Raw genomic sequence first — 12,249 nt, 5'->3', positions numbered from 1 at the left:
TCCGTCGCGCCAGTTTCTCTCCTCTCCATGCCGGTGATTGCGCTATAGTGTTTTCACCATATAAGCGGGAGAACACAATGATTAATGTGGAGATGTTATCCACCGGCGACGAAGTGCTGCATGGACAGATTATTGATACCAATGCTGCCTGGCTTGCCGATCTTTTCTTTGAGCAAGGATTACCGTTAACGCGCCGCAATACCGTAGGCGACAGTCTTGAGTCGCTGGTGACCGTTCTGCGCGAGCGTAGCGAACACTGCGACGTGCTGATTGTGAACGGTGGGCTCGGCCCTACCAGCGACGATCTCAGCGCGCTGGCTGCCGCGACCGCCAAAGGCGAAGGGCTGGTGTTGCACGAGGAGTGGCTGGCCCACATGGAGCGTTTCTTCTCCGAACGTGGCCGCGTGATGGCACCCAGCAACCGCAAACAGGCTGAAATCCCGGCCAGCGCCGAACTGGTCGATAACCCGGTGGGTACTGCCTGCGGTTTCGCCGTTCAACTGAACCGCTGCCTGATGTTCTTCACGCCGGGTGTCCCGTCTGAATTTAAGGTGATGGTCGAACAGCAGATCCTGCCGCGCCTTCGCCAACGTTTTACCCTGCCTGAACCGCCAGTCTGCCTGCGCCTGACCACCTTTGGCCGTTCGGAAAGCGATCTGGCGCAGAGCCTCGATCACCTGCCGCTGCCGCCGGGGGTATCCATGGGCTATCGCTCTTCCATGCCGATCATTGAACTCAAGCTCACCGGGCCTGCCACGCAGAAAGCGGCGATGCTGGCGCTCTGGCCGGAAGTGCAGCGCGTGGCGGGCGAAAGTCTGATTTTCGAGGGCACGGAAGGGCTACCGGCGCAGATTGCGAAGCATCTGCAGTCGCGCCAGCTGAGCGTCACCCTCAGCGAGCAGTTCACCGGCGGCCTGCTGGCGCTGCAACTGTCGCGCGTTAATGCTCCGCTGCTGGCCAGCGAGGTGGTGCCGTTCCAGCAGGAGACGCTGGCGCAGACGGCGCGCTGGGCGTCAGAACGCCGGGTCAACCATTTTGCCGGGCTGGCGCTGTTTGTCGGGGGTATGGATGAGGAATATCTCAACTTTGCGCTGGCTACGCCGGAAGGGACGCATGCCTTAAGAGTCAAAATGAGTATCACCCGCCACAGCCTGGCGGTGCGTCAGGACGTCTGCGCCATGATGGCGCTGAACATGCTGCGTCGCTGGCTGGCAGGTAAAGAGGTAGCCAGCGAGCACGGCTGGATCAACGTGGTGGAATCGCTGTTCGTTGAGTGACCGGTTTGCCGGGGCGGCGGCCCCGGCGATACCTAACCCAGGGCCTTCGCCAGCAACGTGATCGGATGCTCGCAGCGCTTGCTGGTGGACATCTCTATCTGCCACTTGCAGGTTTCGCAGTCGGTCACCACGATATCCGCGCCGCTCTCTTCAATCTGGCGGAACAGCGGCGTGCCAATTGCCTGTGATGTTTCGTAATTTTCACGCTTAAAGCCGTACGTCCCCGCAATGCCGCAGCAGCGCGAATCCAGCACCGTCAGCTCCAGCCCTGGAATTAACCGCAACAGTTCCAGCGTGTAAAGCGCCCAGCCCATTTTTTCCATATGGCACGGCGTGTGGTAGACCACTTTCAGGGGTAAATTTTTCAGCGGTAGCGTCTGCCCGCTGTCCAGCTTGCGCCACAGGAAACGGGTTGCCAGCTCGATATGTTCGCGCAGGCCGGTATTGTCCACGTCCAGCAGGTGCGGATACTCATCGCGCAGCGTGAAGGTACAGGTCGAGGAGGTGGCCAGCACCGGAATGCCTTTATCGACGATGGCCTCGCGCAGCGACGAGACGTTGCTTCTGGCCTGTTTGCGCGCTTTATCGGTAAACCCGTTGGCGATCAGCGGCACGCCGCAGCATTTCTCCTTGTTCAGTAACTGCACGCCTGTACCCATGGCGTTCAGCACTTTCAGCAGATCTTTACCCAGTTGCGGATGGTTGTAATTCACGTAGCAGCCATGGAAGAACGCGACCTGGTCGGCATACCGCGCCTGGTCTGCCGCTACGGATTTGTACCAGCGGCGGAAGGTGCCGTGGGAATATTTGGGCAAACTGCGGTGATGGTCGATCTTAAGCGTGGCATCCAGCAGCTGGCGCACCGGTTTCAGCGAGGTCGCGGCGTTCACCAGCGGGGCAAATGGCGTGGAGACGCTGCCCATCAGATCGGTATGGCTAAGAATGGCATCGCGCAGCGACGGTTTTTGCGTGCTATAGCGTGCCCGGGCGCGCTGAATAATGTCGCCGATTTTCACATCCGACGGACAGGCGACTTCACAACGTTTGCAGTTGATGCAGTATTTCAGCGCGTCATCGTACAGCGCGCCGTCCTTCAGACGCAGGCGCTCGCCGTCCGGCCCGGCCTGTTTCGGACCGGGATAGCGCGGGTTGACGCCGCTGACCGGGCAGACGGTGGTGCAGACCGTGCATTTGATGCAGCTTTCAAAGCGGGTATCGTTCATTGTTCAGCCTCCGTGCGCTGGCAAATCTGCTCTGCCACATAGAGCGCCGTTATGGCGCAGACGCCGCCGCCGCAGCCCTGGGCGATAGGATCGTATCCACCCAAAAGCGAGCCGATGGCGTAGAGATTCGGTACTGACTTTCCTGAAAGTTGCGGATGCAGCTGGTTATCCACGATTACGCCGAACTGCTGCCACGGCTGCGGGGCAAAGAAATCGCTCTGATACCAGTCCGCGCGAGAGGCGCTCTGGCGGACGTCCAGCCCCATAATCGCCTCGCGAATGCCGTCCCGACTGCTCAGCAGACCGTTGCTGAAGAAACTGCCGCTTGCCAGCACCGCGTAACGCGTACGAAGCGGAATATCGTCGTGGTTGCGGGTCCAGATTTCGCTCACCGAGCCGTCAGTCAGGGTGATTTTTTTCACTTCATCACCCCCCATCCACACGCCTCCCTGGACCACAAACTGGCGCTGAAGCTGGGTATGCAGGCGAATACCGGGCACCGACGGAGGAAGCGTTGGCAGCAGGCCGAGCGAGCAGGGCAGGCGGTCGGACAGCCAGCGCCACAGCCGGTTGTCTTGCAAGCCAAAGCAGGCGGGCATAAACAGCGCATCGCATCCCTCTGCAAGCGGTTTGAGCGCCTCATACAGCAGCGGCCATTTCTCTTCGTTATCGAGCAAACGGGCAATATTCACCGCGCGGAACTCGCTGGGGTTGTCGCGCAGGACATCCAGCTCAGGAAGGTCAATCTCTGCCGTTTCAGCGTTGACCCCCTGGCGACTGAGCGAGGCCGCTGCCAGATGGGGCTGAAAATCCAGAAAACCGCTAATGCCCACCACCCGCACGCGCGTGGCCTTGTACGGGGCAACGGGCACCTCCTCCGGGCTGAGCCAGGCGGAACGCAGGGTGCCAAGCGGCGTGACGCGCGCGTGATTTTGCCTGGCACTCCCCTGCATACGTGCGCCGCAATCAGCCAGCAGCGCTTCGGTTTCCAGGGCAAAGCGGTCAATGTGCTGCGCGCCAGTCAGGTGATAAGGATGCTCTGCCGGCAGTTTTTCGCGGTACGTTTCGTCCACCAGATCCAGCGAGCCCGACGAGAAGTGCAGGGCGCTCTGGCCCCGGGTGATAATGGCGCAGCGCAGTCCCTGCTTCGTGAGTTTGATGCCACAGAGCAGACCCGCCAGCCCGCCGCCGACGATCACCGTATCAAATTTCATCGCGTTGCTCCTTCTCAAGACCGCAAAGCCCCTGGTACACCCAGCGGGTAAATTCGCTTTCACGCAGGGCATCGCCCCAGGCGACAGGCTGAATGCCTTTCCAGCGCTCGTTCAGAAAATCGCTGAGCTGATCGAGCGACTGGGTGGCGGTGGTGGTATGAAAACGCTGCAGCAGTCCGGCGGCACGGCAGGCACACAGTTCGCCCTGACAGGTGCCCATTCCGACGCGGGTGCGGCGGCGGAGATCGAGCAGGCTATTCACCGTCAGATTCTCCACCGCGTATTGCACTTCCCCGGCGGTAACGGCCTCGCACTCGCATACCAGACTGCGGCTCAGCCGTCCTTCACCCAGCCAGACCGGTGTTCTGTCGCCATGGCGATAGACAGCCGAACCACGCAGGGGGGCAGGCAGGGAGATAATTTTTTGCAGCGTTTTCTCGGTGGACTGGCGCGAGCCGGGCAGGGGCTGTTCTGCGGTCACGCACGGTTCGCTATTGCCCAGCTTGCGGCAGACAGCATCCGTCGCCCATTCGGCCATCAGGCGGTAGGTCATCAATTTACCGCCGGTGATGGTGATGAAGCCGTCCAGCCCGTCGCGCTCGGCATGGTCAAGCAGCACAATGCCACGGCTGACGTTGCGCCCGCTCGGGTCGTTATCGCTGGCGACAAGCGGACGCACACCCGCGTAGGCGCGCAGGATGCGGGTCTGGGCCATCACCGGCGCCAGTTTTTCTCCTTCGCGCAGCAGGATGTCGACCTCTTCTGCGGTGACCCGATTGTAGTCAATCTCGCTGTAGTCAACGTGGGTGGAGGTGGTCCCGATTAACGAAATGGTATCGCCGGGGACAAGGATGTCTGCGTCAGACGGTTTACGGCAGCGGTTGATGACATGGTTATTAATGCGGTGGTCGAGGATCAGCAGCGAGCCTTTGGCCGGGAACATGCGCACAGATAAATCGGCGTATTCTGCGATGCGTTGCCCCCAGATCCCCGCCGCGTTGACCACCACAGCGGCATACAGCTCGCTGTGTTCGTTGTACTGCGTATCCAGGACCCGCACGCCCACGATGCGATGCCCCTCACGGATAAGCCCGGTGACCTGATGGCCGGTCAGGATCCGCGCGCTGTGCTCGCGGGCATCCAGCATGTTGGCCGCCGTCAGACGAAACGGATCCACGGTGCCGTCCGGGACTTTTACTGCACCCGTCAGTGCCGGATTAACCGAAGGTTCGATGCGGCGAGCGAGGGCCGGGTCAATGGCTTGCGCCTGAATTCCCGCGGCCTGGCAGGCGGTAATGAAAGTTGACTGAAAGGCGAGATCGTCTTCGGGAAGCGTAATAAACAGGCCGTCGGTCGGTTCAATACAGTGGCGGGCGATACGTCGCAGGATCTGATTTTCGGCGATACATTCGCGTGCCGATTCGCCGTCGGTAACGGCGTAGCGGGCGCCGCTGTGCAGCAGGCCATGATTGCGTCCGGTAGCGCCGGTCGCAATATCATGGCGCTCCAGGAGCGTGACGCTCAGCCCTCTGAGCGCACAGTCGCGTGCGATGCCAGCGCCGGTCGCGCCCCCGCCAATGATAATCACATCGCTGTAGCGTGGATCGTGAATTGTCATTGTCATCCCTCTGTGTTCGTTTTTTATCATTTAGCCACATGAAAACTGTGGTTTGTTTGATTTCGAACACAAACGAGCGAAATTCGAAAGTGAAACGTGATTTCATGCGCTTTTTTGCGCATGTTGTCATATTTCTGTAACAATTTGTGCGTTGATTCACAGTAACAATCACCGTGATTTCTTAACATCCCCGCCTTGCTGGAGTTTGGGGCAGTTAAACCCCTGTAAATTCAATACATGGCCACGGAGGCTGTCATGCTCAGTATCTTTAAACCTGCGCCGCACCGGGCGCGTCTGCCTGAGGCAGAAATAGATCCGCTTTACCGCCGCCTGCGCTGGCAAATCTTCCTGGGGATCTTCTTCGGGTATGCGGCGTATTACCTTGTGCGTAAAAACTTTGCCCTCGCCATGCCTTATCTGGTTGAGCAGGGCTTTTCGCGTGGCGATCTCGGGTTCGCGCTGTCGGGGATCTCCATCGCCTACGGCTTTTCGAAATTCATCATGGGATCGGTGTCGGATCGCTCGAATCCGCGCGTGTTCCTGCCAGCCGGTCTGATCCTGGCGGCGGCGGTGATGCTGTTTATGGGCTTTGTGCCATGGGCAACGTCCAGCATCGCCATTATGTTTGTGCTGTTGTTCCTGTGCGGCTGGTTCCAGGGGATGGGATGGCCGCCATGCGGGCGTACCATGGTGCACTGGTGGTCGCAAAAGGAGCGTGGCGGCATCGTGTCGGTGTGGAACTGCGCGCATAACGTGGGTGGCGGCATTCCGCCTCTGCTGTTCCTGCTGGGGATGGCCTGGTTCAACGACTGGCACGCTGCGCTCTATATGCCTGCCTTTGGCGCCATTCTGGTGGCGATTATCGCGTTTGCGCTGATGCGCGATACACCGCAGTCCTGCGGCCTGCCGCCGATTGAGGAGTACAAAAACGACTATCCGGATGATTACAGCGAGAAGCACGAAGAAGAGCTGACGGCAAAGCAGATCTTCATGAAGTACGTGTTGCCAAACAAACTGCTGTGGTACATCGCGGTTGCGAACGTGTTTGTTTACCTGCTGCGTTACGGCATCCTCGACTGGTCACCGACCTACCTGAAAGAGGTGAAGCATTTCGCGCTGGATAAATCCTCCTGGGCCTACTTCCTGTACGAATACGCGGGGATCCCGGGGACGCTGATTTGCGGCTGGATGTCGGACAAAGTATTTAAGGGCAACCGTGGCGCAACGGGCGTCTTCTTTATGACGCTCGTGACCATTGCCACCGTCGTCTACTGGCTCAACCCGCCGGGTAACCCGGGCGTGGATATGACCTGTATGATCGTCATCGGCTTCCTGATTTATGGTCCTGTTATGTTGATCGGTCTGCATGCGCTGGAACTGGCACCGAAAAAAGCAGCCGGTACGGCGGCAGGCTTTACCGGTCTGTTTGGCTACCTGGGCGGTTCGGTCGCGGCGAGCGCCATCGTGGGCTATACCGTTGACTTCTTCGGCTGGGACGGCGGCTTTATGGTAATGATCGGCGGCAGCGTGCTGGCGGTACTGCTGCTGATTGTTGTGATGATCGGTGAAAAACGTCACCACGCGGACGTGCTGGCGCGTCGTCAATAAGGAGCATTGCCATGAAATTAACTCAATTAGCGACCGGTCTGCTGCTGGCGGGCCTGATGACCGGCTCCGCACTGGCGGCGGATAAAATCGTTATTGCCCATCGCGGCGCAAGCGGCTATCTGCCGGAGCATACGCTGCCGGCGAAAGCGATGGCCTACGCGCAGGGGGCCGATTATCTTGAGCAGGATCTGGTGATGACAAAGGACGACCAGCTGGTCGTCCTGCATGACCACTATCTTGATCGCGTGACCGATGTGGCGGAGCGTTTCCCGGACCGCGCCCGTAAAGATGGTCGTTTTTACGCCATCGATTTTACTCTGGATGAAATCCGCTCTCTGAAGTTTACCGAAGGCTTCGAGATTGAAAACGGCAAGAAGGTGCAGGTTTATCCGGGACGTTTCCCGATGGGTAAATCTGACTTCCGTATCCATACCTTCCAGGAAGAGATTGAGTTTGTTCAGGGGCTGAACCACTCGACGGGCAAAAATATCGGTATCTATCCGGAAATTAAAGCCCCTTGGTTCCATCACCAGGAAGGGAAGGATATTGCCGCGAAGACGCTGGAGGTGCTGAAGCAGTACGGCTACACCAGCAAGAAGGACAAAGTTTATCTCCAGTGTTTTGACGCCGCGGAACTGAAGCGCATCAAAACCGAGCTGGAGCCAAAGATGGGGATGGATCTCAATCTGATCCAGCTGATTGCCTATACCGACTGGAACGAAACCCAGGAGAAGCAGGCAGACGGCAAGTGGGTAAACTACAACTACGATTGGATGTTCAAACCGGGCGCCATGAAGCAGATCGCGCAGTACGCCGACGGGATCGGGCCGGATTACCACATGCTGGTGGCGGAAGGTTCAACCCCGGGCCACGTGAAGCTGACGGCGATGGTAAAAGAGGCACACGCCAGCAAGATGCAGGTGCATCCGTATACGGTGCGTGCTGACCAGTTACCGCCGTACGCCACGGACGTGAATCAGCTTTACGAGGTGTTGTATAAGCAGGCGGACGTAGACGGGTTGTTTACGGATTTCCCGGATAAAGCAGTTTCATTCCTGCATAACAAGTAATACAAGGGGCCGTAAGGCCCTTTTTTATTCGGGCAGTAGGCCGGCCAGCCTTAGCTTTTTTTCCCATTCTGGCTCTGGCCCTAGCTGTTCTGCGACCAGGTTGACCAGCGCCTGGATCACCGGCGAGGCGCGACGCGTCTGGCGATACAGGGCCACAATGTTGCCACCATCCGGTTGCCAGCCGGGTAAAATAATATTCAGTTCTCCGCGCAATATCGCATCAGCACCTAAAAATAACGGCATGACCACAATCCCAAGCCCTGCTTTGGCGGCTTCCAGCAGGCTGAAAGCATTATCCGAACGCAGACGATTTCTGACGCGCCAGTTCTGGCGCTGCCCGTTATGCAGTAGCTGCCAGCAACCGCCTGGCGCACGGTGGGTATATAACAGTCCGTCATGCTGCCCAGCTCAACGGGGTGCACAGGCGTGCCCCGTTGCGCCAGATAGTCCGGGCTCGCGCACAGCCAGGTCAGATTGCGCGCCAGCGTGCGGGCGATGAGCGTAGAGTCCGGGACGAGACCCAGGCGGATGGCGATATCAAAGTCGGGCTGATGCATATTAATCTGCCGATCTTCTGTCGAGATATCGAGAGACAGTCCCGGATGAGCGCCAATAAATCCGGCCAGGATCGTCGACAGATGGGTGGTCATAAAGGTATGCGAGGTGGCGATACGCAGCTCGCCGTGAAGCTCGCTGCGTGAGGGTGCTACGGCTTCTTCCGCCTGTGTGACTTCGTCAAGGATACGCACGCACTCCTGATAAAAAAGCAGACCCGCTTCCGTCAGGCTAAGGCGGGGCCCACGCTCCAGCAAGCTTGCGCCAAGCCGTTTCTCCAGCATCTTGACGCGCTGGCTGACCACCGATTTTGATGTCCCCAGCTTTGCCGCCGCGCCAACAAAGCTTTGCGACTCAACAACCGAAACAAACGTGCTCATCTCCACGAACTTGTTCACACAGGCGCTCCTTTATGGCTTATTCGGTTTACTATGCGCCGTTCAGGGAGCCGGAAAAACGGCTGGCGAGATATTCTGCCGCCATGATCACATCCGGGTTAGTCGCCTGAGAGGGAACGTCCGGGAACAGCGAGGCATCGACGACAAACAGCCCGTTAATGCCAAAGACGTTGCCGCACGCGTCCACGACTGCTGCCGGATCGCTTTCTTTACCCATCGGTGCTGTCGCGCTGAGGTGTAGATTGCTTTTCACCGTCGCACGCTGCTCCTCAGCTATCTGCTGGTCTGTTTTGGCGAGTTTACCGCCTTTAACTGCCGGGACTTCGCCAGTAACCAGTGCCTGCAATGGACCTTCCTGCACCAGTGCCCGGGACAACTTCACCGCTTCGACCATCCGCATGACGTCGCGCTCGTCGCCCAGCAGATTGAGATCGATGCTGGGGGCGAGCAGCGGATTGCGGCTCGTCAGTGTCAGACGCCCACGGGCACAGGGGCGAGCCACGGTGAAAAAGAGCTGGAAACCCGCCCCGTGTGGAAACAGTCCTGGATCGACGAAGTGGTTATTGCTGATATACAGATCCAGTTCGTTGGCTGCGGCCAGCGAAGATTGTGTCCAGAGCGTTGCACCTATTGGGGGATAGCTGGCATGTTCTGCAGAGGTCGCCAGCATGATCCCGTTCACGGGTTGTTCCTGCAAATTGCGGCCAACGGGGAGATCCTGTTTTAGCGGGATTTCCAGACGGCGTAAATCGTCAGCAGGACCAATGCCGGAGCGTAACAGAATGGCTGGCGTACCGGCCGCACCGGCACAAAGGAACACGCAGTCGGCAGCGATCCGTGTCCCATCCGCAAGCTGTATGCCGTTCACCCGCGAATTGTCTATCAGCGCTTTATCCACAACCGTCATGCCGACAATTGACAGATTCTTGCGCGCCCGAACCTCCGCCGTCAGGTAGACCATGCCAGTGTTTTGCCGGATGCCGTTGACAACATTCAGTGGATAGATGGCGACGCCGTGTTGTTGTTCGCCGTTAATATCGTCAATGGCGGCAAAGCCGTGAGCGCGACAGGCGTGATAAAACGCCTGACTTGCCGGACTGAGTGTCTCAAGCGCAGGTAATCGCACCGGAACGGGACCGTGGCGGCCATGCCAGCGATCGTCGCCATAGTCGGCATTTTCAAGCCGTTTGAACCACGGTAAGACCTTATCAAACGACCAGTCGCTCAGGCCGCGCTTTACCCAGCGGTCAAAATCGAATTTAGGGGCGCGAACAAACGCGCCTGCGTTGATCGTGGAGCCGCCACCGAGCACTTTGGCCCGCAGATGACCAGAGGTGTGATCGGTTCCCGTTGCCGCGCCGTGTTCCCAGACGTAATCACCGCCGCCAACAGAGTGGCTTTGCGCCAGTTCGTCCGGCCAGCCATCGGGGGCAAAGACGGGGCCGCCCTCCAGCAGCAATACCTGGCAGTCAGGGTTCTCGCTAAGACGTGCGGCGAGAACCGCACCCGCTGAACCACCGCCTGCGACTATGACGTCGTACGATTGTTTCATTATTCTGGCGCTGTTTTCCGGCTTGATGGATACCATTTTTCCTCTCCTCATGAATATCGTTACGCAGCGCATCAGCCAGTTTTTCTGCCATCATGATGATGGTCGGATTGAGGTTGATGAGCGGGATTTCGGGCAAGATCGATGCGTCGATGACCCGTAAGTCATGCAGACCATAGAGGCACCCGTTTTCATCCACCACGGCATAGGGGTCATCAGGGGGTCCCATCGGTGCGGTGGAGCAGGGATGCTGGAGGGTGCTAACCCCCTGCGCCAGAGCCTGGCGAATGTCAGATTCATCATCCCCGACCGAGGCTCCCGGGCTGATTTCGTACTCAATGAGCTGGCGCAGCGGCGGCATATCCGCCAGCAGGCGTGCCAGACGAAAACACTCGACCATCCGGCGCATGTCATCTTCTGTCGTCAGGTGATTAAGCGCTATTTCCGGTGCATCGTGAGGGTCACGGCTCTTCAGGCGGATGTAGCCTGTGGAGCTGCAATGCATGAGTTCCAGCCCGAGGGAGAAGGCGACGCCGGTTGGGCTGAGGTCTGCAGGTAACAGATGCGAAGGGGAAATGGCAATGTCCATTTCGCGGGCTGATTTGGCAAAGCTTGAATTCGTCCAGATCTGGGCGGCGACAACCGGATGCTCGTGGCCCTTAAGTTCGGCTTTTCCGGCGAAGTTGATCCAGTAGAAGGCGTGATCCCGCAGACGCTCACCCACCGGGGCCTCTTTCACGACGGGGATCGACAGCGATTCCAGATGGTGGCGTGGGCCGATGCCTGAGCGCAGCAATATCGCGGCAGAACCATAGGCGCCGGCGCTGAGGATCGTCTGGCGGGCAAAGCACTGTTCCCCGTCGGCAAGCTGCACGCCTTTGACCCGGTTCTCCTCAACGATCAGCTTGTCCGTGAGCGCCCCATACACGATGGTCAGGTTCGGGCGCTGGCGCACCTTGCGGGTAAGCCATGCCATTCCGGTATTCACCCGAACGCCGTTAATGATATTCATCGGATTGGGCCCGGCGCCGTTGTTGGCTTCTGGGTGGTTAAAGTCTTCAACCCGCGCAAAACCCAACTGCCACGCCGCTTCCAGGGTGGCCCGCTGAACTGGGGTGATCTCCTCTAACGTCATCTGATGGATCGGAAGTGGACCTTCACGACCGTGATATTTATCCTCACCCAAAGGGTAGGTTTCCATCTTTTTGTAGTAGGGCAGCACATCCTCATATTTCCAGCCCTTAAGCCCTTTTGCCGTGATGCGTTCGAAATCCCAGGGGAGCGCCCGGCAGGCGACGGCGGCGTTAATGGCTGAACTTCCGCCGAGGGTTTTACCGCGCGGAGTATAGACGGGATCGGGCTGGCTGACCGGGCTGGCGTAATAGCCCCATTCATATCGCTGATCGCCATTCGCCGCGATAATATTGCCGCTGTAAAGCAGTTCCGGATAGCCATCGGGATCAAAAGACGGACCATATTCCAGCAGCAGAACACGTGTCTGCTCATCTTCGCTAAGACGTGCTGCCAGCACTGCCCCGGCAGAGCCCGCGCCAACGATAATAATATCGTAGGGCATCTGCTCAGGGGATGTGGTCATGAACTGCTCTAAGGATAAAACGGACATTGCTGATGGCCTCCTCAGGTGGATATACCGTTAGAGTAAGCGGCATGAGGAGGGGTGAACAGGTGAGGAAAGGCGAATCACGGGTTCGTAAATCACGAACCCGAAAGGAGGGG

Annotated in this window: 9 protein-coding genes and 1 pseudogene; 3 read left to right on the top strand and 7 right to left on the bottom strand. The window is 58.5% G+C overall.

The window, feature by feature from the left end:
* Positions 1 to 77: 77 nt before the first annotated feature.
* Positions 78 to 1,277, top strand: a complete 1,200-nt coding sequence (locus ACOTZF_RS19530; RefSeq protein WP_020690657.1) for a nicotinamide mononucleotide deamidase-related protein YfaY — start codon at positions 78 to 80, stop codon at positions 1,275 to 1,277.
* A 32-nt stretch (positions 1,278 to 1,309) separates the two neighbouring features.
* Here the strand turns inward: ACOTZF_RS19530 and glpC are convergent, their stop codons facing one another.
* From glpC to glpA, 3 genes are read right to left on the bottom strand one after another with little or no spacing between them, the layout of a single operon-like run.
* Positions 1,310 to 2,500, bottom strand: coding sequence for an anaerobic glycerol-3-phosphate dehydrogenase subunit GlpC (gene glpC, locus ACOTZF_RS19525; RefSeq protein ID WP_129252152.1), 1,191 nt, complete (start codon positions 2,498 to 2,500; stop codon positions 1,310 to 1,312).
* Positions 2,497 to 3,714 carry a glycerol-3-phosphate dehydrogenase subunit GlpB gene (glpB, locus tag ACOTZF_RS19520; protein WP_129317575.1) on the bottom strand — a complete coding sequence of 406 codons (1,218 nt, stop codon included), beginning with the start codon at positions 3,712 to 3,714 and terminating at the stop codon, positions 2,497 to 2,499. Before glpB ends, glpC begins: the two co-directional genes overlap by 4 nt.
* Positions 3,704 to 5,332 carry an anaerobic glycerol-3-phosphate dehydrogenase subunit A gene (gene glpA / locus ACOTZF_RS19515; RefSeq protein WP_045292153.1) on the bottom strand — a complete coding sequence of 543 codons (1,629 nt, stop codon included), beginning with the start codon at positions 5,330 to 5,332 and terminating at the stop codon, positions 3,704 to 3,706. The genes glpB and glpA overlap by 11 nt, the downstream gene beginning before the upstream one ends.
* A 255-nt stretch (positions 5,333 to 5,587) precedes the next feature.
* Between glpA and glpT the strand changes: the two genes are divergently transcribed.
* Together glpT and glpQ are read left to right on the top strand one after the other, a co-directional pair.
* Entirely contained in the window at positions 5,588 to 6,940 is a 1,353-nt protein-coding gene (gene glpT, locus ACOTZF_RS19510) for a glycerol-3-phosphate transporter (RefSeq protein ID WP_013098018.1), read from the top strand.
* An 11-nt stretch (positions 6,941 to 6,951) separates the two neighbouring features.
* The gene (gene glpQ / locus ACOTZF_RS19505; protein ID WP_058651754.1) at positions 6,952 to 8,010 is read left to right on the top strand and encodes a glycerophosphodiester phosphodiesterase; all 1,059 of its coding nucleotides are present in this window, start codon (positions 6,952 to 6,954) and stop codon (positions 8,008 to 8,010) included.
* A 24-nt stretch (positions 8,011 to 8,034) separates the two neighbouring features.
* On the opposite strand, the gene ACOTZF_RS19500 is transcribed toward glpQ, so the two are convergent.
* The 4 genes and pseudogenes from ACOTZF_RS19500 to ACOTZF_RS19485 all read right to left on the bottom strand — a co-directional run bounded on the left by ACOTZF_RS19500 (position 8,035) and on the right by ACOTZF_RS19485 (position 12,136).
* Positions 8,035 to 8,358 carry a LysR substrate-binding domain-containing protein gene (locus ACOTZF_RS19500; protein WP_277817374.1) on the bottom strand — a complete coding sequence of 108 codons (324 nt, stop codon included), beginning with the start codon at positions 8,356 to 8,358 and terminating at the stop codon, positions 8,035 to 8,037.
* Positions 8,359 to 8,474: 116 nt separating this feature from the next.
* Positions 8,475 to 8,945 (bottom strand): annotated as a pseudogene (locus ACOTZF_RS19495) (LysR family transcriptional regulator); the annotation flags it as partial.
* A 49-nt stretch (positions 8,946 to 8,994) separates the two neighbouring features.
* The gene (locus tag ACOTZF_RS19490; protein ID WP_421636196.1) at positions 8,995 to 10,515 is read right to left on the bottom strand and encodes a GMC family oxidoreductase; all 1,521 of its coding nucleotides are present in this window, start codon (positions 10,513 to 10,515) and stop codon (positions 8,995 to 8,997) included.
* Positions 10,445 to 12,136 (bottom strand): GMC family oxidoreductase, encoded by a 1,692-nt coding sequence (locus ACOTZF_RS19485; protein WP_058651753.1) that lies wholly within the window; start codon positions 12,134 to 12,136, stop codon positions 10,445 to 10,447. Before ACOTZF_RS19485 ends, ACOTZF_RS19490 begins: the two co-directional genes overlap by 71 nt.
* Between the last annotated feature and the right edge of the window lie 113 nt (positions 12,137 to 12,249).

The organism is Enterobacter cloacae complex sp. SHL021 (assembly GCF_049237765.1).
GTDB classification, from domain to species: Bacteria; Pseudomonadota; Gammaproteobacteria; order Enterobacterales; family Enterobacteriaceae; genus Enterobacter; species Enterobacter cloacae.
Note: the sequence above shows the minus strand (reverse complement) of the source record. Positions and strands in the feature narration are given on the sequence as shown.

Coding starts and splice junctions, on each gene's coding strand:
- glpA (WP_045292153.1), bottom strand. CDS start 5,332: ATGACAATTCACGATCCACGCTACAGCGATGTGATTATCATTGGCGGG.
- glpQ (WP_058651754.1), top strand. CDS start 6,952: ATGAAATTAACTCAATTAGCGACCGGTCTGCTGCTGGCGGGCCTGATG.
- ACOTZF_RS19490 (WP_421636196.1), bottom strand. CDS start 10,515: ATGAAACAATCGTACGACGTCATAGTCGCAGGCGGTGGTTCAGCGGGT.
- glpC (WP_129252152.1), bottom strand. CDS start 2,500: ATGAACGATACCCGCTTTGAAAGCTGCATCAAATGCACGGTCTGCACC.
- ACOTZF_RS19485 (WP_058651753.1), bottom strand. CDS start 12,136: ATGTCCGTTTTATCCTTAGAGCAGTTCATGACCACATCCCCTGAGCAG.
- glpT (WP_013098018.1), top strand. CDS start 5,588: ATGCTCAGTATCTTTAAACCTGCGCCGCACCGGGCGCGTCTGCCTGAG.
- glpB (WP_129317575.1), bottom strand. CDS start 3,714: ATGAAATTTGATACGGTGATCGTCGGCGGCGGGCTGGCGGGTCTGCTC.
- ACOTZF_RS19530 (WP_020690657.1), top strand. CDS start 78: ATGATTAATGTGGAGATGTTATCCACCGGCGACGAAGTGCTGCATGGA.